Raw genomic sequence first — 18,768 nt, forward strand, 5'->3', positions numbered from 1 at the left:
GTTCAATCCGGTGATGCTTCGCTTAAATCACAGCGGCGAACATGCCGTTGATGATCGTCGGGCCAAGGCCAAACACGATGGCGAAGACGATGCCAACCAGCGCCGGCATGGCGGTAGACTTGGCGAAGCCAATGAGCGCACCGACCACGAACGCGGCGATCGCCAGCGCTTTACCCAGATAGCCTTCGGCCCAACCCACCAGCATGTCGAACAGGGCTTGGAATTCTGTACCGGTCACACCACCGCCGGCGGTGGTGGCCCATGCCGAGCTGACCATCAGAGCGGAGAGAAGCCCGCTGACAACGACTTGTTTCTTGCTGAACATTTTCATAAATTTCATTTGATTCTCCTTGAGCGTGTGTATTGAAAGATGGGTCTCATGGTCCCGGTGTCTCAGCAGTCTCAAGGTCTCGCATCACGATGTGGCGCACCAAATCCAGCATGGCTTGCCTCGCTGTCCCATCGTTCAGACAGTATTCAATGGCGGCTGTGGCCAGCCGCCTTTCCAAGAACAGGTTCCTGTTGGGAAGGGCTCTCCCAAGCTCCTGCAGCTTGAGTTTGGTTTCCTCGCGCACGAGGACTGCCTTGTATCCCGGTTCGGTAGTGTTTTTTGTCATTCCCAATCCCTATTCGTTAATGCTGATCACCGCACGTCTTGCGCCAGGGTTCGTTCTGGGCGGATGCTCGATGCAGCATCGCGAATCGACTTTGATATTCCGTTTCTGGACTCCGTTGGCGTGCATAAAAACCGCGACCGCTATCCCGCGCTTGTACGCCAGGCTTTCGTTAAATCGCTTCTTGCCAACCTGATCTGTGCTGCCAAGAATCAAAAAACGTCTCGCGTCACGATGCCGTTCGAGAAAAGCCTTGAGCGTGGCTTTCTCGGTCTGACTGAGCCTGGCCGATGCCAACGCAAAACGAACTGAAGTAGAGGAATGCACGGCGACCGGCTTAGCAGCGCTATCCGATACCCTCGCGGGCATGGGAACGGCTACAGGCAGGTCAAGCACCTTCGCCGTCCTTACAGGGCAATCGCCTTCATGACACATGACATAAGCGCTAATGGAATCGGATTGCGTCACCTGCCAGTCGGCACCCATCGACGAACCTGCCCAGACCAGGGCAAGCAATGTGAACATGCGTTTCATGAGGATTTCCTCATTGCCCGGTAGACTTTCCAGGCATAGCCATTTCGTGCGCGGCGGCACGCATCGCCTTTTAGTCGCGTGCATGCCGCGTTGTACGCACCGACCGCTTCCCACGAAGCGCCATATCGAGTGAAGTTGTTCGCCAGCACCCAGGCCCCCAGCTTGACGCTGGTACAGGGATCGTAGAGGTGGGCCTCGGTGTATCCGAGCGACTTGATAGGGTTCCTCCGCAGCCACCGGGTATTGATCTGCATCAGCCCAATGTCCTGAGACTGCGTACTCGCTGTGTGAGTGCTGTTAACCACATGCGGTCTCATATTCGACTCAACTTGGGCCACTGCCTTCAGCAATAGTGGTGAGACCCCATACATCGCCCCCGCCTCATCAAAACAGAAGGCGTGGGCTTGGGTATAAAAAAGGGCCGTCAGGAGGACAACCCAAGGGGAGGAGAGGGAAACCATGGGGCGAATGCTAGGGATGCGCTCATCCCGCTTCCAGCGGAAATCAAAAGAATGTTTTTCTGATTGATTGCTGAAAATAAAATCAGAAATGGATAAAATGATTGGTTGCCCGAAAAAAGAAAACCCAATAAGGGCCAAGGGACTTACCCGAAAGGGCTTGTTCGCTTGAATAGACGCGAACACAAAGGAATACGGGGGGCTTAAGGGGGAACGGCTTACTGGTTAAGGGCTAAAAATGGCTGGACAAAGAGCGCAACTCGCCAGCGGACGCTTCGCGTTTCTCGATGACGGCCGAGGTGCGCAGCAGTGGGGTGTCTCCTGGGAGTTCGGGCGGCAGCGCGGCCCGTCCATCGCCTAACATCCCTGCGTCAGGTTGACGCGGGCTGCGAAGCCCGCTGAAACCTACCTCCCGGAGAAGCGCAGCCTTGACAGCGCCTTGAGGCTACCATCCGTGTAGTAGGCATCAGCCCAACTGCCGTCAATGGCAAGCGGGCGGACCTGCTTCAGCTTGAGCAGCTTGGCGTAGTAGCGAAACCGGTAGTGCTCGTAGAAGCGCAGAATCTCCAGGCCATAGCGATCCGCTAGATCGGTGTCGCCCCGGATGATGAGGTAATTCTCGTCATTGCCGTTGCTCGCGGCGGCACTGAAATTGTGACTGCCGCTGATCACCACGGGGGCGTCGGTGGTGAAGTTGGCAACGATGGCCTTGAGGTGCACGAGTAGATTGCCCCGCTGCCCTTTCAAGCCCTCTTTCACCCAACCTTCCAGTCCTTTCGATAGCAAGGCTGTGGCGGTGAATTCAGCGGTTCTGTCCGCATGAAATCCCGTGATGCGGCTGGCAGTATTCTGGATGCCATAGCGCAGCACATCGTCGTTCTCGGTTCCAAGCAGGGCATCGAGGATGGCCTCGGGTAGCTTGAAAACCGTGGCGAACAGCAGGTCCTTGTCGGCCGCGTTGATCACGTTGATGAACTCGGCAAGGTCCGCGCCGCCGGGGCGCGGCGAGAATCCCGCGAACAGCGCCTGCGTCGGGTCTATCGGGTTGTTCGTGCCAATCCATTTTCGAGTGGCGGCGACGTCGGCAGGATCGTCCCAGATCACGTCGAACAGTTGCAGATAGCTTGCAGCCATGGATTTGTCATCGGCCACATGCACGACGTTGGCTTGCCGGTAGACACCGTTCTCGGTGAAATTGGTACTGCCGCACAAAACTGCACGGGGAACATGATCGCCGGCGGCGTTGATCTTGCCGAGTACGATGAACTTGTCGTGAAAGATCTTCTGCGTTTCCCGTGCACGCTTCTTTGCTGCGGGGATATTCTTGAGACTCGCTTCATTCTGCTCCGTCTGCTCGTCTCCCGCCTTGGCATGATAAAGCACTCGCACTTTCACACCGCGCTTGTGCGCCGCGTTCACGGCATCGACGATGGCCTTGAGTTCGTACTCATAGATGGCAATGTCGAGCGTCCACTTGTCGCTCTTGGCGCGCTCGATGAACGCGAGGATTTGATCGAGCAGGCCATGCTGCAGCCAGTCCCGAGGCTTCGCCGGCCAGTCCTCGATGGGCAGGTCGTTATTGGCGCTGAGCAGCGCGTCGAGTTTGGGGAACTGGCGTCCGAAGGACTGGCTTGCGGCAACTGCGCGATTGAAGATCACCCGATGGTCCTTGGGCTTGCCGTCGTCAGTGGTCACGGCCACTTCGAGCGACTCGCCCAGCACGGGCGCATCCGGCGTACCGTAGACCAGGTGCACACGGTACTTGCATGCTGTGTTCGCTTCGATGCTGTAGTCCGCCCATCGGAATTTCTGGATCGGTGCAATGTTGCTTGGCGTGGCATTCCACTTCGGCAAGGTGTGCGCTCGGTCCGGGAAAGTCAGGCTGTTGAGCAGCCACTGCCATTTTCGCGTTCCTTCCTTCTGCTGGATCGCGAAGCCCAGCAGGCCCTGCCGCCGCGATGCCGCGAGATCAAAGGCCAGCAGCACACCGTTGGTGCCCGCATAGGCTTTGACGCGAAAATCATCCTGTGAATTTGTCTTCAGCTTGCGCATGCGTCTCTCCTCCAAGGAATGTATTGGGCACCCGCTGCGCCGCCATAGCTTCCTTGCGAAGGCATGTAACCTGCCGGAGCACTTGGAACAATATCGCTTCCTCGGCCAACTTCACCGACGCCACCCGGCGTAAAGAAATCGACGAAGAAATTCCCCACATCGCCCCATGTGATGCCCGAACCCAGTATGCCACCATTAGATGCTTGCGCGCTTCCCGCACCAAGCCCAGCTGCGACACCCGCTGCGGCAGCGTCAGTCTTCAGCTTGGGAATCATCGGACAGATGAACGGGGCACCCACATCACGCACGTTGAATGTCCCGCTCGCATGGTGCTCTCAAATCTTGGGTAAGACGTCCGCCCGCATCGAGATACTTCGCGGCCTCAACCCCTACGTAACAGACGTCAATGCGTTCAAAGTGTTTTCGGATGGATTTCTTGAAAGCATCAAATATTGCAAGGGAATCAGGGTGTTCGGAAATGGTATTGATTTCACCCCAGAGCAACCCTTCACCTTTTTCACCATGATAGAAGCTGCTCGGGTGGAACACGACGGATTGGTCATTGCCCTGCTGACCGAAGAACCCATACTTCTCTTGCACCTGTCGGTTAGGCCAATATTCGAAGTGTAAAGGTGCGGTCTCAGGCAACACCAGAAATTGAATTCCTTGAATCCAATCGGGCTGACTACTAACACCAAATTCTGGCGCTTCTAGTGGCGATCCATAAACACGGAAATCAGTAGGCTGCAACCGTTCTTCATAAACGACAAATTTCAGTCGCATCTGTTCCGAAACATCCATCAGCACTGGTTCATAGTCAGCCTTTGTTGCAAAATGCCAAATCCTTTTTCCGCGTGCCATATTGCTCTGTATCTCTATTTTGAATACACCGACTGCATCATATTCGTGTTGGCCGTGCGGGGTTCATGGGGTCGTAGTCGATAGAAATCGCCGGAGTCGAAATAACTGTAGTATCAGTTGGTCGTGAGGTTCGTAATTTAGAACCTCTACCGAATAAACACCCAGAGATAGTTTTAGAAAAAGTTTGTTCTCGCCTACATCAGCAAACAACTCCGATGAATCAAATATCACTAATTCTGATTCGGTAATTTGAAAGTCAAAATCTAATATCTGAAAAGGAAATTCCATTTCAGCATCAAGAGCTGCCCAAATTTTCTCATCAGATTCCGCTCCAACCCATTTCACAAGGACGGCCTCTGTGTCTGTGTTCAGATACACCGCTAGGTCGCTCGGCAAATCATCAATAACAAGTATTGACCTGTCATCGCTTTGTATCACGCCAGCGTATCCATTTATTTCGCAGGCGCGCTGGTAATCGTTAGCATACTCATCGCTATTGTCCGCAAATATTCCATTTGTTGCCCGCCACAGCGAGGCGGCATAACTGCTTGCCAATATGTATGGTCCACCGTTTGAATTAATCCAATGTGCTCTCATATCAAACAAGACCCGCTATGCAATGTTCGAAGCGGGCGGTGGCTCACGTTTCACATCGCCCTCCCGTGGGCTCCGAAGATCACCTGTCAGTCGACCGCCCGCCTCGAAATACTTCACTGCTTCGGGGCCGACATAGACGCCGGAAAAACGGAAATACTCGAAGCGTTTCTTGATCGACTTCTTGAAGGCATTAAAGATGGCGAGCGAGTCCGGGTGTTCAGAGTTAGTGGCGAGCCAGCCCCCTAACAATCCCTCGCCCCATTGCTCGCTTTTGTGGAGGCCGCTCGGGTGGAAGCCAATCCAGCGGTAGTTCTCATCGACTGACGACGGAATGATTCCGTACTTCTCCGGAACCTGCCGATGCGGCATGTGCGAGAAGGGCAAGGCGGCGTCTTCCGGTAAAACAATAAACATCGTGCCTGGCGACCAGCCCCATTTGAAGAGGTCGAAATCCGGCGCATCTAGTGGCGACGTATAGACCCGATGGTCTGGTTCAAGTCTCCATTCATCCACTGCGTATTTCACCGCAAATTGAGCCGCGACATCTGCGATTACCAGTTCGTAATCGGCCTTAGTTCCATAGTGGTAAATCGAATGTCCACGTGACATGCGCTGCGCTCTTACTTGGAGTAGACAGATTGCATCATATTGGTATTGGCAGAAGTTTCCGAAGTCGAAATAACTGTAGCATCAGTTGGTCGTGAGGTTCGTAACTTAGAACCTCTACCGAATAAGTGCCCAGAGATAATTTTAGAGAAAGTTTGTTTTCGCCTGCATCAGCAAACAACTCCGATGAATCAAAGATCACCAATTCGGATTCGGTAATTCTAAGGTCAAAATTTAGTCTCTGAAAGGGCAATTCCCTTTCAATATCAAGAGCTGCCAAAATTTGCTCTTCAGATTCTGCTCCGACCCATTTAACAAGGACGACCTCTGTGTCAGTGTTCAGATACACAGCCAAGTCGCTCGGCAAATCACCAATAACAAGTATTGACTCGCCATCGCTTTGTATCACACCAGCGTATCCATTTATTTCGCAGGCGCGCTGATAATCGTTAGCACAACCATCGCCATGGTCCACAGATATTCCATTCGTGGCTCGCCACAACGAAGCGACACGGTTACTTGCCAATATGTACGGTCCGCCGTTTGAATTAATCCAATGTGTTCTCATGTCAGAAACAGTGCCGTAAAAGAGTTGACTCACTTTGAATACACTGATTGCATCATGTTGGTATTGGCCTTGTTCGGGTAGAGCAGGAAGCCCCCACCCGCGGCGCCACCGTAGCCACCTTGATATGGCGCGTAACTGGAAGTTTGTGCGCGGGGCACTATGTCGCTTCCTTGACCTGCTCCACCAATGCCTCCAGGCACCAGAAAGTCAAGCACGAAGTCGCCCACATCGCCCCAAGTAATATACCTGACCCTAAAATTCCAAACCAATCCCTGGTATTCCTTGACGGTGGGTCAGATATCGCAATTAAGTGGTCATCAGTTCTCGGCGGTTATCGAACGCCAACAAGTCGATGTGCTGTTCAACCATCGCTTCCTCGAAAGCACGCCATCCCCGTTTTTCTATTGCTTCGCGTTCCTTGGACGATATTGGAATTAACTGGACAATTGCCACTGGCGGAGACACAGCCTCACACACTTCGAATTCAGCCGGGAAATATCCAGGGAGTGCCAAATAGAAATGTTCGAACACTGGATTGAGCAAAATAGCACCCGATCCCATCAAGACCCTACGAACTCCAGGGGTCGCGTGCTGCGTAACGGCATCTTGTCCGACTGCGAAAAGCAGTGCCGCCAGCGCATCAGGATCAAAGGAGGAGTCGGCGCAAATCAGCAGCTCCATTTTGATCGCGTTGTCGCCGTTACCGACGATTTGCAACAGATGAGCTGACAAGCCATACGTGACCAAACATTGGCTATCCTGCTTAGGGCGCTCCGAAAACAACAACACTTGGAACGATGGCGCAGCATTATTCAGCCATCGCTTTTTTAACGGCCCTAAGAATCGCTCAAGATGGCGAAGAACAGTTTCTCCTTGCAGATTCACTTCCACAACCAGAACTCCAATCAATACAAATTTGTCATTTACTGTAGACCGACCGCATCATATTCGTGTTGGACTTATTCGGGTAAAGCAGGAAGCCACCGTTAGCGCCGCCGCCCCATGAGCTGGAAGCACCACCTTGAGTGCTCGGCAACCCTGGCGCATTTGCCGTTCCTGGAGAGACGAAGAAGTCGAGAACACCTTCGAAGATGCCGCGCAAAGTAATTCCCGAACCAAAAATACCGCTGTCACCCGCCTGTGCATTTCCACTCACACCTGCTGCTACTGTCCCTGCTGCAATTGCGGGCAATTTATTATCAGCCCGGTTACACCCCGGGCACATAGCTTCAATGTTCTTTCCGTAAGCGTCCCTAACCTCGGATCGGGTGACCGTCCCGCCCTTGTCGAGCGTGTTCAGAAACTCTCTCTGAGTTTCGCCCCATTTCTTCACATGATTGATGTCGTATTTTAAGACTTCCTTTCCGCAACTAGGACAGACAATCCCGCCGTTCTGTCCCCTTACTGCCGCCTGCTCAACAGCTTCCCTCTCTGAAACACGCCAGCCTCGTCTCGCGATAAGTTTCTCAACTCCTTCAATACCCTTTGCCGTAAGTTTCTCAGCAAGCTTAACGATGGATACCGGATTCATCCCGTCCGGATCATTCGCATTGACCGGATTGTTGCCCACATAGGCATAGAAGTTGATCCCTGCCTCGAACCCCAGCGGGTCTTCGCTGGCGAACCGCCCGATGACTGGGTCGTAATACCGCGCCCGGTAGTAGTAGAGCCCCGTCCCGTCGTCCTCCCGCCCCGTGTACTTCAACCGGTTCGGGCTCGTCCCCGTCGTGCTCTGCGTGCCGCCGAAGGCGCTGAAGGTCGTGCTCTGCAACGTCCCGCCGTTATGCCCGCTGACCGCCGTGGTGCTGGTCACATTGTCGTGATGGAACAGGAAGGGTTTCAGCTTGGCGTCGGTGTCGTACAGGTAGCCCGCCACCAGTTCGTCCGTACTGCTGCCCCGGAAGTATTTGGCGTACAGGTTCGTTCCCGAGTACACCGACTCCAGGTGCTCGCCTTCGAGGAAGTAGTCGAGGCTGCCCAAGCTTCCGCCCGATCTGCCGATGCGGTAGTCCATCGAGTCGTAGCTGTAGGTTTCCGCGCCCACGGTCTTCACCCGGCCCTTGGCGTCCCAAGTCAGGGTCTTCGCGCCTGTTCCCATCTGGCTGGTCAACCGGCCCTCGAAGTCATGGCTGAAGCTGGATTCAACCGTGCCCGCTGCCGATCCGATGCGGATGTCCAGCAGGCGATTGGTATCTGCCGTGTAGTTGTAGTAACGGGTGTTGCTGTTCGCCGTCAGGCTGCCCTTGGTGTACGTCTTGCGGTTGCCCGCCTTGTCGTAGGTGAACAGCTCATCGTTGGCCGTGCCGGGATAGTCGGCGGTCTTGAGGCGATACAGGGGATCGTAGGCGTAGGTGGTGGTGCCGCTGCCATCCACGCTGGTGAGGATGTTGCCGGTGCGGTCTCTCGTGTAACTGGTATCCGAGATCAGCGCATTGGCGGCGTCGTACTGGGTGAGCCGGGTCTGCCAGCCGTTGGCGTCGAACTGGCTGGTGGTTCTGGCGCCTGCGCTGGTGACTCTGGACAGCAATCGTCCCGCCGGGTCGTACTGGTAATCGACTTGCAGGTAGTCGGGGTTGCGCAGCATGACCAGGCGGTTGGCGGCGTTGTAGGTGTAGCTCGTGGTTGAGCCCTGGTAGGTGGTCTTGGTGAGGATGTTGCCTACCTTGTCGAAGGTGAAGGACAGGCTCTTGCCGCGACCGTCGGTCTTCTGGGTCAGGCGGTTGAGGCGGTCCCAGGCGAAGCCGTAGCCGACCGATCCGTTGGCGGCGGCATTGGGGTTGCCCGCAGCATCGTAGCCGAAGGTCTCGGCGCTGTTGTCCTTGAGGTAATCGGCGCGGGTCGGGCGGTTGGCTTTGTCGTAGGTGAGGCGGGTCACCTCGTTCAGGCGGTTGGTTTGCTCGTAGACGTTGCCGGCTTCGTCGGGCTGGTAGCCGATGGTCTTGGCGCTGTGGTCGGTCTCGCTCTTCAGCCGGCCGAGGTCGTCGTAGGCGAAGCTCCAAGTCTTGAGTTCGGCGTCCTTGACGCTGAGGCGGTTGCCCGCGAGGTCGTAGGTGAAGACGGTTTCGCCGTTGTCGGCATCGACGATCTTCGTGACGCGGTTGAGTTCGTCGTATTGCCGGGTCTCGGAGCAGGCCGGGGTCTGGGTGTTCTTCGTCTGCAGCCCGGCCTGGGCATTGGCGTCGATGGTGCAGGTGAGGTTGCCGTTCTCGTCGTACTGGAATTCGCTGCGGAAGCCCATCGGATCGACGGCGGCGGTCTTGCGGCCGAGGGCGTCGATCTCGAATTTGACCGTTTCGTCGTTGGCGTTGGTCACCGCCACCACGTCGCCCCTGAGGCTGTATTTGGTTTCGGTGCGGTAGCCGGTGGCGTCGATGACCGCCGTGCGGCGGTTCATGGCGTCGTATTCGACCCGGGCGGTGTGGCCTTCGGCGTCGGTGACGGCGACGACGTTGCCGGTTTCGTCGTAGGTATAGGTGGTGACGTTGCCCTCGGCGTCGGTCTCGGTCTTGACCCGGTCGGCGGCGTCGAACGTGCGGGTGACGACATCGCGCACGTCGAAGGTGGCGTCGGGCTTCTTGTAGCGATGGGTGACCTTCCACAACTGGCCGTTGGCATCGAAGCTGTTGACGACTTCGTTGCCGAGACTGTCAGTGGCCTTGGTGACGCGGTCCAGCGCGTCGTAGTCGTAGCTGGTGGTGAGATCGATCAGCGTGGCGTCGGTGGGGCTGGTGCGGCGTTTCAGGGTTTCGGTTTTCTTGCGGCCGAGGCTGTCCCAGGTGTAGGTCTGGGTGATCGCGATGTTGGCGGGCTGGCCGACGGTCTGCTGCTGGGATACGTTGAGGCCGCCGCTGCCGGTTTCGTAGGTCAGCCGGGTTTCGCGGTAGCGGGTGGCGTCGAGATACTGGCGGCTGTAGTTCAGGGTGGCGTCGCTGTTCCAGCACTGGCTGGCCAGCAGCACGTTGGCCGAGCCTGCCAGCGCGCCGATGCGGGTTTCCTTGGGGCGGTTGGCGTAGTCGCAGCCGGAGGTCGCGGTGGCGTAAGTCGTGGTGGTGACCGTGCCGCGCTTGTCCTTGGCCGTGGCCACCTGGTCCAGCGGCCCATACGTCATGTCCACCGTGCGGTTCAGGGCGTCCTGTTCGCGGGTGACGTTGCCGTTGGCGTCGCTGGCGCCGGCGAAGGCCTTGTCGGCGCGGTAGCTGTAGCTGGTGGCATATCCCTGGGCGTCGTATTTCTTGCTTCTGATGGCGTCGCCCTGGTTCTCGAACAGCAGCACGCCGCCGTCGGGCTCCCTGAGCTGCGTCATGCGGCCGTTGTCGTCGTAGAAATACTCCCGGATTCCGCCGCGCGCGTCGGTGACGCGGGTGCTCTTGCGGTAGAGGTCGTAGTCGAGAATGTCGCCCTGACCGAGGCCGTTGGTCTGCTGGAAGGCGCGGCCGTTCTGGTAGTACTGGAAGACGGTCTTGACGGGCTGGCCATCGCGGGCAAGGGGCTGGACGACTTCGGTGAGCAGATGACGGGGGGCGTCGTAGGCGTAGGTCAGCACTTCGGCGAGCGGGTTGGTACGGGTGCTGAGGTTGCCGGAAGCATCGTAGGCGAAGCTCCATTTTCTGGCGGTCCAGTCGGACACGTCCTTGAGCCGGCCATTGGCGTCGTAGGTGAAGACAAGCCCGGTGCGGGTGGAGATGCCGAGGTTGTCGGTGATCGTCGAGAGGCGGCCGTTGGTATCGTAGGCGAGCGTCAGGCGGTCACCCCAGGCGTTGTCGATGTATTTGAGGCGGGCGACGAGGTTGGGCGTGGTCTTGAGGCTGCCGCTTGGCACTTCGAAGATGTACTTCACGCCGTTGCGGAAGACCAAAGTGTGCTGCCCCGCAGCCGGGCTGTCGAGCGTCAGGGTGTCGTAGACGCCCTTGGGCGCGGTGACGGCATAGCTGGTTTCGTCGACCAGGTAGGCCTGCTCGCCACCGCGCTCGTCGGTGTAGGTGACGGAGCTGGTTTTGCTGTTGGCGTTCTCGGGCTTCTGCGCCGAGGTGCAGTTGGGGCAGTCGCCGAAGTCGTTGGACTTGAGCTGCATCAGATAGGAATGGGTCCAGCCGTAGCCCAGGCCGCGGTCCACAGAGGTACTGCTCGGCGCGCTGTTGTAGGTGCGGGTGAAGACGAGGTTCAAGCCATTGCGGCCGCGAATGACGAAGTCGGTTTCGTCGTGGTAGTTGTTGCCGGAGACGGTGGAGATGGGATCGGCGGTGGACGGGGTGCGGATGGCGTCGTTGTTGACCGTGCCCACCAGTACGCGGTCGTTGAACTGGTCGTTGTTGAAGGTGGGCAGCACCGACACGCCGCCGGTGTTGATGGCCTTGGCGGGGTTGAGAACGGCGGCGCCGTCGACGTAGCCGCCGGCAAGGGCGGGCATTGCGCTCGTCAACGTGAAGCAGGCGAGCGTGAGGGCGGCAAGCGGGCGTCGGTGGCGTTCGAGGAAACCGGATTGCATGGCGGACGAGGCAGGATGGCGGCGCATGGTGTCAGTTTCCTTCTGCGGTTTGCGTGTCGGCGGCGATGTTGTCTGCGGCAGGCGCCGGGCTGTCCAGCCCGACGTAGCCGCCGCCCGCTACGAAGCTCTTGTTGGCGATGCTCATGCCCATGCTGGTGAGCTTGTCCCCCGCCGTTATGTAGCCCTTGCTTATGTTGACCGAGAAGCGATAAGTCGAGCCTGTGGTCAGCTTGGAGGGGATCAGGTACTCGAACCAGGTCTGGGTGATGTCGCGCAGGTAGAGGGTGTTGCGGATTCCGACGATGGTCGCAGTATCGTGCGCGTCGATCGCAGCGGGGATGGCGCGGTAGACCTGACTGGCGAGGGTGAAGCCCTGGTTGCGGTCGAAGTAGTCGAAGTAGGTCTGGCCGAGGATGCTGGGGATGATGTAGGTGCTCCAGTCGTCGCTGATGATGCCCAGAATGGTCGTCTTCGTGGCGTTGTTGAACGGTTCTCCGGAACAGGTAGACCCGGTGTAGAAACCGTTCGGCAGGCTGTTGATGTAAGCGATCTGGTCCGAGACGCACTTCGACCAGCCGTAGAGTTGGCCGGTAGGCGAGGAATAGTAATAGCTCGCATACAGGCGCCTCAGCGAACTCGTGGTCAAGTCGACCGTGGCAAGAAAGGTATCGAACAACGAACCATTGACCGTGTGTTTCCAAGTTGCGGGCGCGGTGGAGAAGATGGTGTAAGGGTAGGACGTGAAGCCCGACGGTGCAGTCGAGGCGAACCCGAACGAAGCGTAGAGGCTGGGCAAGGTGTCTTCGGTGGCATTTTTCTTGGGGTTGAGCAGCGTCGCGCCGTTGGCCAGCGCCATCTGGATGCCGCGCACCGTGGACACGGCATCGTAACCGGTGAGTTCCTGCCAGATTTCGTGTTCGAGCGAGGAACCGACGTGCCCCATGAATTCGAACTGACGGCTGGAGTAGATGACGCCTGCATCGTTTGCCCGATAGGCGCCGCCGACCAGAATGCCTTTCATGTCGATGAGCAGACCGCCGGGCAGGATGGAGAAGGCGGTGCCGTCGATGTACTCGGCCTCGTAGACGGAACTGACCACGCCGAGAAAGCCGATCACCGGGGTACGGGTTTTCATGAGGCGGTCGCTGCGTTCGATCTGTTCGCGGAATTTGGCGTAATACTGAGTGGCGCCCACGTATAGCAGGCCGCCGGTAAGGGCATCGAGCGCGGGCTTGTCCTCCAACAGTTTCTTGTCGGCCGCGTCCCAGCCGTTGCCGGTGGCGTCCACATAGGGCGTGCAGTTGACGCCGTCGGCCAGGCAGCCCGCTTCGCCGGGGTTGAAGACGATCTTGTACTGGCCGTTGGCGTCGAGCAGTTGGTCGGCGGCACGGTGCACCTGCGACCAGTTGGAGGATTCGCCTCCAGTGGCCACCAGGTAATAGCCGCCGACGATGCCGGAATAGCTTGCGGAGATGGTGCGGTCGGTTTCGCTGCTGGTTGCGCCTGGCGCGCCGTCCATACTCACGGTCAGGGTGAAGGGGTCGCCGACGCTCGGCGTATAACCAACGATGGTGCCGTTGCCCGACAAGGGGCGGGCGATCTCGGTGCCGCCCAGACGGGTGACCACATTGGGGATGTTACCCGGTGCCGGAAACTCGGTAGATAGGGTCAGCCGCTTGGTGTTGATTTCGGCCAGAAGCGCATTCCCCGCCCCCAGTGTGACGGTGAGCGTGCCGCCGCCATCCAGCGGCGCGACCATGTAGAAGCTGATCGAGAGGCGCTTCCCCCACTTCTTGGGTTCGGTAGCGGGCACGGCGGCGTCGTGGTCAGCCACCGTATCGTAGCGGCGGGTGGCGCCTACTACCTGATACGGCAGCGAGGCGGGCAGCAGTCCTTCGTTCAGTTCGACGATCTCGCCCGCGTCTTCCACGTCTTCCAGCGTCTTGCCGGGATGGTTGGTTCGCAGCCAGTCGCCGATCTGCGTTTCGAGAATGGCGAGCGGGTTCTTGTCGCGCCGCGCGGTGTCGTTGTTCTTGATGGCGTTGTAATAGGCCGTGTAGTCGAAGGAGACGGCGTTGTAGGGGTCGAGGTTCAGCCCGTTGTAGGTTTTCTGCTTGAAGCTCGCGTCCAGCGCCACCCAGGTGCAGCGCGCGGCATTGGCTGTTTGCGAACAATCGACCGCCGGCGTGACGGTGTTGATGCCCCGGTACTGGTCGAAAGGCACGTAGGCCTCGGCCCAGGTGTGTTCGAAGTCCACGCTGCTACTGTCGGACGCCAGGGTGACGCCCTGGATGCCCTGGTCTTTCAGCACCTGCACGGCCACGTCCAGGCTGCCGACGCCGAGCCAGTTGGTCAGCTGCGCGGCGGGAATGCGCACGGTGCCGACGGCGTAGCGCGCCGGAATGTTTTGCGAGCGCAGCATGGCGATGAGGGTGGTGGCGATGTCCACGTCGCTGCCGCGCTGGCCGAGGAAAGTGTTGACCGAGCCCGAGCGCGAACCGTGGTAGGCCGAGTATTCGACGGTGTTGTGCAGATATTCGTAGATGCCGACCGCGGTGCCGAGCGCCGTGGCCTTGTCGGCCAGGGCTTGTGCGTCAGCGCCGGAGTAGACGATTTCCGGGGTTTCGCCGAGGGTAGCGGCCAGGGCGGGCGCGGCCAGGCAAACCGCCAGCGCACAAGCGGCAAGCCGGACCGCGCGAATGAAAGGCATGGATATCATGGATGGGCTCCTGCTCATTTTGCTTTGGGCTTGCGCGGCTTGGCCTTGACCGGCGCTACCTGCGGCTTCGCTTCAGAAGCCCCCACTGCGCGGATCGGGGTTGCGCTGGTGGACGGCATGGCTTGCAGGGTGGGCGTGGCAACAGGCGGCGCATCGCGCAAGCGGTTGGTAGAGGGCGAAAGCTGCTGTTGCAGATCCAGCAGTTTCGCCAGACGCTCGGGCTCGCCGTCGGCGAGCGCCGCATCGAGCTTTTGCGCCAGGCGGTCGAAGAGTTGCGCGCGCTGCCCGGCCACGGGCAGTCCTGCCGAAGCCGTTCCGGAATCGACGCCCGCAAGCGCACGGGAAGCCAATACGCCGCCGTGCTGGCGTAATTGCGCTGCAAGCGCGCGGGCATCGGCACGGGCGGTGTTGCGTTGTTCGGCGGCCAGCGCGTGCGCTTGGGGGCGAGTGGGCGCTTCGCCGCCCTGAACGGTGATCGAGGCCCGATCGTCCGCATTGAGTTCGGCGGCGACGAGCGTATTCACGGCGGTGCGCAGACTGCCGAGCTGCTCGGCGTCGGCAGGATCGTCCACCGCGCTTTTCTTAGCGGCGAGCACGTTGCGGCCGATGGCGCGGATGGCGCTCAATTGCGCAGGAGCAAGCTCGCGAACGGAGGTTTTGGGTGCAGGCTCGGCATTGGCATCAGGCGGTGCGGCATGCACGGGAAGCGAAATGACCAGCACTGCGGCAGCAAGCAATTGGGTACGATTTGGCGGCATGGCGGTTCCTTAAACCTGTTCGTTCGTCGGGCGGCGGTTGGCACGGTTGACAGCACCCATCAGCGCCGCGCCCAGCGCGCCCAGCGCCCACAGCGGGATCGGCACGTCGCCGTCGCTCGGACTCGATACCGGGTTGCCGGCCAGGTTGGTGCTGGTGAGATTGGTCAGGCCTGCGATCGGCGAAGTGTCCGAGATGTTGTTGTTCGACGCGTTGAGCGTGGTGAGGCTGGTTGCGTATTGCAGACCTTCGAGGCTGCTCACGTCGCTGTTCGAGATGTCGAGGGTGGTCAGTTGCGACAGCTCGCCCCGGTTGAGCTGGTCCATCGCGCCGCGCCCCAGCGCCGCGTTGATGGCATCCCTTAGCGCTGCGTCCGGCACGTTCACCCGCTCTCGGCTGGTCGCGGCGTCCGCGCCTTCTCCGGCGGCGAAGGCCTGCGCGATCAGCCCCGCTGCGAACACGCCGGCGTCGAAACCGCCGTCGGCCGCGCGCTGGAGCGTGACCAGCGAATCGAGCAGCGTCACCGCGTCCGCCGAAGCCGGGTCTATGCGCAGATAGGCGAGCGCGGCCGCAGCGCGCACATGCGGCGCGGAGGACGTGGTGACCAGGGTCTTGAGGGTGGCGACGGCATCGGCCAGCGGGATAGCCAGGGTTGAGTCGGTCGCTTTGTACGGCGCGAGCGCCATGACCACGCGGGCGGTCGTGTAGGCATCGGTGGTGCTGCCCGCTGCCGTGGGCCAGCCTTTATCGCCCGTGGCGGTGAGCTGTGCCGCTTTCAGGTACGCAACGGCTTGCGCGCTGTCGAAGCTGGCGCCCGCCGTGCGCAGGGCATCCAGTGCCAGGGCAGTATCTAGGGGCGAAGCCTGGTAACGCTCGGCAAGCCCCCAGCCAGCTTGGCCTGTGGCCGGGATGGTCGTTGCGGCGAGGAGGCCGTCGATGTCGGGCTGGGCACTGGACTGGGTGGCACGCAGCACCAGCAGGCGGCGCGCCTGCGCATCCAGATTCTGCGGGTCGTGGTTTTCGAGCCAGGTTTGGCCGGCATAGTACGGGGCGCGGCGGCGATTGACCTGATGCAGTGCCAGCACGGCTTCGGCGGTCTGCAGGAAAGTGCGTGCTTCGGAAACGTCGTGCCAACTGCCGTCGCTTGCATCCTGTTGAGTTTCCAGCCATTCAGCCGCGCGCTGCGCCGGGGTCGCATACACGCCCGCCTGCGCCGCGGAAGCGGCGATCAGGGCGAGTAAAAATGAATAGGCAATGCGATGGCACTTCACGAGCCTTCTCCCAAGGGCTGGACAGCGGGGAGGCTACGCACAGATTGTGACGGTTGGTCACGCCCGGATTCGGCCAGTGCCTGAGCCAAACGGCTCTTAAACTAAAGTTGTATAGACAGCGCGGCGAATTTATGAGCAAACCCATTCAGGCAGCCTTGCGCGCCAGCCTCCACCCGGCAAGCCCCAGGATTACCGCCACGCCCAGCCGCCCCCCTGCGTGCAGGAATTCGTGCCAGACCATCAGCAGCGAGAAGCGGCTGGGGTCGAGGTTGTCGACGAACATGTCCCACACGTAGGCATGCAAAGTCATGGGCAGATCAATCAGCAGGAAGCCGAAGGCCAAGAGCGCGGCAAGAGCGAAGGCAAGGGCTCTCGTATACAGCGCGCCCGGCAACGCGAAGGCGATGGCGGGGGCGATGACCAGCGGTTGCAGCATCGCGCCGGTGGTGGTGGTGACTTCGAGCCATCCCGTCGGGCTCTCCCCGATCACCTTTCCGCCCATGACGAAGAGCTGGAGGATGTTCACCCTGAGCCTCACCACGGTGTCCTGCCAGTTGTGCTCGACGCCGAGAAACAGGATGCCGAAGCGGTCGTCGATCCAGCCCAGCAGGATTCTGGTAAGGGGCAGCACGCTTTCGATCAGGGATTCGCCCCACGCCCACGCGGCCGCGAGCGTGACGGCAAGACCGAGGATCAGCGCCAGCGCGAACCGGCCCGGGCTAGGCCAGGCGTCTGCGGTGGAGGACGGCATAGAAATACAGGGCGACCGCCGCGATCAGCACCGCAGGCAGGACGGTGGTGTGCAAGACGTCGAACAGGCTGCGCTCGTTGCGGAAGGCATAGAAGAGGGCGAGGATGCGCGCCTGGTTGAGGACAAACACGAGGCCCAGCCCTAAGGCCAAGCCGATCAGTTTGCGCCGCCAGCCCAGATTGACGGCGGCAAAGGCGGCGATCAGCAGGAACATGACTTCGGTGCCTTCGCAGCCGTTGAGGATGTTGAGCCCGCCGCCCGACGCCTTGATGCTGGCAGCGACCGGCCTGGCGTTCACCTCAGGGGTGATGACTTGCACCAGCGCGGCGGCTGGCTTGACCGTGGCCTCATGTATGACCAGCCGTTCGACCCAAGTGTCGCGTGATTCGCTCCATACCCATTGCAGCATGGCGAACATGCCAAGAAAAATCACCAGCGAAAGCCACAAGGGATACGGCGTTTGTGGCGGTTCGTTGTCGCACTGGCCATCGGGCAGATACGACAAATCGTTGTGCGTGAGAATGGACATGGTGCATGCGGGCGTTGAGAACGGCGCAATGCTCGGCTACGCGAATGACAGAATGATGACCGCTAACTCCAACGCTTGGGGTGGCGGGTTTCACTGGAATACGCATAAGGCCACGACATTCTATATTTCAAGACTTACTGCCATAAAAACGCTACCACAAAACAAAAAACACTTCAGCAATCAATCAAAAAAACTTTGTTTGAATTAACTGCTGCATAGCCAAGGCCGAGTCCATAGCATCACGGACATTTCACTCCTCGCGCAAAGAGTGCCCGTGACTTCCACAGAAGAACCCAACAACCAGGATCATCCTGTCACGCTCTTCGCACACATTGCGGCACGATTCGAACAAATCGAACTGTCCCAATGGACGGCCGTTGTGCTTGCATGGCTTGCCCGTTATGACGGGATCGGTCGATGCTATTTTGAAGACGAAGAGGAATCCCCAGCCCATGAGGTGCTTCACTGCATCTCCGAACTGGAGCATGGGACTACAGACGTCGAAGTAGCCCATGCGCTATCTCATCTTAAATTCCTTACTTGGCGTGTCCGCCATCCCGAAACCGCGGAGCGTTGGGATCCGCTCTCGATATCCCTCAGTGATTTCATCGGCGGGAACTTGTCGCCCAATTGCTGGAAATGGGAAGGCGCTTTCCCGTCCACATCCGTAATTGCCTCATGGCTCATCGAACAGCTCCTACACCGCTGATGTCCGGTGATTGGCGGCGGATTCAACCGGTGGATGCAACACACTAGAGACTGCGTAAGCAGAAGGAGTGTTGCAGATGAAACGAAGACCTCGGATCTATTACACGGAAAGCCAGAAAGCCTTGATGTGGGAACGTTGGAGGAAAGGGGAGTCCCTTCAACAGATCGCCCAGTTGTTTGATCGAAACCACTCATCCATACAACGCATACTGGCTGAGACCGGCGGGATAAGCCCGGCGCCACGACACCGATCGAGCTT

General features: G+C 59.1%; 18 protein-coding genes and 1 pseudogene. 3 read left to right on the forward strand and 16 right to left on the reverse strand.

The features are described 5' to 3' along the window. Nucleotides 1–22: 22 nt before the first annotated feature. The 4 genes from traA to B059_RS0114725 are packed head-to-tail and all read right to left on the reverse strand — an operon-like array spanning nucleotide 23 to nucleotide 1,747. Nucleotides 23–340 carry a TraA family conjugative transfer protein gene (gene traA, locus B059_RS0114710; RefSeq protein ID WP_018079014.1) on the reverse strand — a complete coding sequence of 106 codons (318 nt, stop codon included), beginning with the start codon at nucleotides 338–340 and terminating at the stop codon, nucleotides 23–25. 37 nt (nucleotides 341–377) lie between these two features. Then, nucleotides 378–617 carry a hypothetical protein gene (locus B059_RS0114715; RefSeq protein WP_018079015.1) on the reverse strand — a complete coding sequence of 80 codons (240 nt, stop codon included), beginning with the start codon at nucleotides 615–617 and terminating at the stop codon, nucleotides 378–380. Between the two features lie 9 nt (nucleotides 618–626). After that, nucleotides 627–1,148 carry an OmpA family protein gene (locus B059_RS0114720; RefSeq protein ID WP_018079016.1) on the reverse strand — a complete coding sequence of 174 codons (522 nt, stop codon included), beginning with the start codon at nucleotides 1,146–1,148 and terminating at the stop codon, nucleotides 627–629. Next, nucleotides 1,145–1,747, reverse strand: a complete 603-nt coding sequence (locus B059_RS0114725; RefSeq protein WP_211206920.1) for a lytic transglycosylase domain-containing protein — start codon at nucleotides 1,745–1,747, stop codon at nucleotides 1,145–1,147. Before B059_RS0114725 ends, B059_RS0114720 begins: the two co-directional genes overlap by 4 nt. Nucleotides 1,748–1,844: 97 nt before the next feature. Between B059_RS0114725 and B059_RS21685 the strand changes: the two genes are divergently transcribed. Next, nucleotides 1,845–1,967 (forward strand): hypothetical protein, encoded by a 123-nt coding sequence (locus tag B059_RS21685; protein ID WP_272867470.1) that lies wholly within the window; start codon nucleotides 1,845–1,847, stop codon nucleotides 1,965–1,967. A gap of 44 nt (nucleotides 1,968–2,011) precedes the next feature. Here the strand turns inward: B059_RS21685 and B059_RS0114730 are convergent, their stop codons facing one another. The 12 genes from B059_RS0114730 to B059_RS0114775 all read right to left on the reverse strand — a co-directional run bounded on the left by B059_RS0114730 (nucleotide 2,012) and on the right by B059_RS0114775 (nucleotide 17,801). Beyond that, complete coding sequence (locus B059_RS0114730; protein ID WP_018079018.1) at nucleotides 2,012–3,658, reverse strand: phospholipase D-like domain-containing protein; 1,647 nt, start codon at nucleotides 3,656–3,658, stop codon at nucleotides 2,012–2,014. Nucleotides 3,659–3,958: 300 nt separating this feature from the next. After that, on the reverse strand, nucleotides 3,959–4,519 hold the full coding sequence (locus B059_RS20865) for a hypothetical protein (protein WP_157273726.1): 561 nt from the start codon (nucleotides 4,517–4,519) through the stop codon (nucleotides 3,959–3,961). A gap of 63 nt (nucleotides 4,520–4,582) precedes the next feature. Next, complete coding sequence (locus B059_RS20420) at nucleotides 4,583–5,116, reverse strand: Imm21 family immunity protein (protein ID WP_081601642.1); 534 nt, start codon at nucleotides 5,114–5,116, stop codon at nucleotides 4,583–4,585. A 15-nt stretch (nucleotides 5,117–5,131) separates the two neighbouring features. Beyond that, nucleotides 5,132–5,725: a hypothetical protein gene (locus B059_RS0114740; protein ID WP_018079020.1), complete on the reverse strand. Its 594-nt coding sequence runs from the start codon at nucleotides 5,723–5,725 to the stop codon at nucleotides 5,132–5,134. Between the two features lie 34 nt (nucleotides 5,726–5,759). Continuing rightward, nucleotides 5,760–6,290, reverse strand: a complete 531-nt coding sequence (locus B059_RS20425) for an Imm21 family immunity protein (protein ID WP_081601643.1) — start codon at nucleotides 6,288–6,290, stop codon at nucleotides 5,760–5,762. A 306-nt stretch (nucleotides 6,291–6,596) separates the two neighbouring features. Further along, nucleotides 6,597–7,181 carry a suppressor of fused domain protein gene (locus tag B059_RS0114745; RefSeq protein WP_157273729.1) on the reverse strand — a complete coding sequence of 195 codons (585 nt, stop codon included), beginning with the start codon at nucleotides 7,179–7,181 and terminating at the stop codon, nucleotides 6,597–6,599. Between the two features lie 28 nt (nucleotides 7,182–7,209). Beyond that, complete coding sequence (locus tag B059_RS19260; RefSeq protein WP_018079022.1) at nucleotides 7,210–11,802, reverse strand: RHS repeat-associated core domain-containing protein; 4,593 nt, start codon at nucleotides 11,800–11,802, stop codon at nucleotides 7,210–7,212. A gap of 4 nt (nucleotides 11,803–11,806) precedes the next feature. Further along, entirely contained in the window at nucleotides 11,807–14,494 is a 2,688-nt protein-coding gene (locus B059_RS0114755) for a transglutaminase-like domain-containing protein (protein ID WP_018079023.1), read from the reverse strand. Between the two features lie 14 nt (nucleotides 14,495–14,508). Beyond that, nucleotides 14,509–15,252 carry a hypothetical protein gene (locus B059_RS0114760; protein WP_018079024.1) on the reverse strand — a complete coding sequence of 248 codons (744 nt, stop codon included), beginning with the start codon at nucleotides 15,250–15,252 and terminating at the stop codon, nucleotides 14,509–14,511. Nucleotides 15,253–15,261: 9 nt separating this feature from the next. Further along, nucleotides 15,262–16,521: a leucine-rich repeat domain-containing protein gene (locus B059_RS0114765; RefSeq protein ID WP_018079025.1), complete on the reverse strand. Its 1,260-nt coding sequence runs from the start codon at nucleotides 16,519–16,521 to the stop codon at nucleotides 15,262–15,264. Between the two features lie 145 nt (nucleotides 16,522–16,666). Beyond that, complete coding sequence (locus B059_RS0114770; protein WP_018079026.1) at nucleotides 16,667–17,272, reverse strand: hypothetical protein; 606 nt, start codon at nucleotides 17,270–17,272, stop codon at nucleotides 16,667–16,669. Beyond that, on the reverse strand, nucleotides 17,241–17,801 hold the full coding sequence (locus B059_RS0114775) for a hypothetical protein (RefSeq protein WP_018079027.1): 561 nt from the start codon (nucleotides 17,799–17,801) through the stop codon (nucleotides 17,241–17,243). Before B059_RS0114775 ends, B059_RS0114770 begins: the two co-directional genes overlap by 32 nt. A gap of 274 nt (nucleotides 17,802–18,075) precedes the next feature. On the opposite strand from B059_RS0114775, the gene B059_RS20870 reads away from it, so the two are divergent. Together B059_RS20870 and B059_RS20430 are read left to right on the forward strand one after the other, a co-directional pair. After that, complete coding sequence (locus B059_RS20870) at nucleotides 18,076–18,510, forward strand: hypothetical protein (RefSeq protein WP_157273730.1); 435 nt, start codon at nucleotides 18,076–18,078, stop codon at nucleotides 18,508–18,510. Nucleotides 18,511–18,586: 76 nt separating this feature from the next. Continuing rightward, a pseudogene (locus B059_RS20430) lies at nucleotides 18,587–18,768 on the forward strand (IS30 family transposase); the annotation flags it as partial.

Origin of the sequence: Thiobacillus denitrificans DSM 12475 (assembly GCF_000376425.1) — a bacterium.
In the GTDB taxonomy this organism is placed as follows: domain Bacteria; phylum Pseudomonadota; class Gammaproteobacteria; order Burkholderiales; family Thiobacillaceae; genus Thiobacillus; species Thiobacillus denitrificans.

Coding starts and splice junctions, on each gene's coding strand:
- traA (WP_018079014.1), bottom strand. CDS start 340: ATGAAATTTATGAAAATGTTCAGCAAGAAACAAGTCGTTGTCAGCGGG.
- B059_RS0114715 (WP_018079015.1), bottom strand. CDS start 617: ATGACAAAAAACACTACCGAACCGGGATACAAGGCAGTCCTCGTGCGC.
- B059_RS0114720 (WP_018079016.1), bottom strand. CDS start 1,148: ATGAAACGCATGTTCACATTGCTTGCCCTGGTCTGGGCAGGTTCGTCG.
- B059_RS21685 (WP_272867470.1), top strand. CDS start 1,845: ATGGCTGGACAAAGAGCGCAACTCGCCAGCGGACGCTTCGCGTTTCTC.
- B059_RS0114730 (WP_018079018.1), bottom strand. CDS start 3,658: ATGCGCAAGCTGAAGACAAATTCACAGGATGATTTTCGCGTCAAAGCC.
- B059_RS20865 (WP_157273726.1), bottom strand. CDS start 4,519: ATGGCACGCGGAAAAAGGATTTGGCATTTTGCAACAAAGGCTGACTAT.
- B059_RS20420 (WP_081601642.1), bottom strand. CDS start 5,116: ATGAGAGCACATTGGATTAATTCAAACGGTGGACCATACATATTGGCA.
- B059_RS0114740 (WP_018079020.1), bottom strand. CDS start 5,725: ATGTCACGTGGACATTCGATTTACCACTATGGAACTAAGGCCGATTAC.
- B059_RS20425 (WP_081601643.1), bottom strand. CDS start 6,290: ATGAGAACACATTGGATTAATTCAAACGGCGGACCGTACATATTGGCA.
- B059_RS19260 (WP_018079022.1), bottom strand. CDS start 11,802: ATGCGCCGCCATCCTGCCTCGTCCGCCATGCAATCCGGTTTCCTCGAA.
- B059_RS0114755 (WP_018079023.1), bottom strand. CDS start 14,494: ATGATATCCATGCCTTTCATTCGCGCGGTCCGGCTTGCCGCTTGTGCG.
- B059_RS0114760 (WP_018079024.1), bottom strand. CDS start 15,252: ATGCCGCCAAATCGTACCCAATTGCTTGCTGCCGCAGTGCTGGTCATT.
- B059_RS0114770 (WP_018079026.1), bottom strand. CDS start 17,272: ATGCCGTCCTCCACCGCAGACGCCTGGCCTAGCCCGGGCCGGTTCGCG.
- B059_RS0114775 (WP_018079027.1), bottom strand. CDS start 17,801: ATGTCCATTCTCACGCACAACGATTTGTCGTATCTGCCCGATGGCCAG.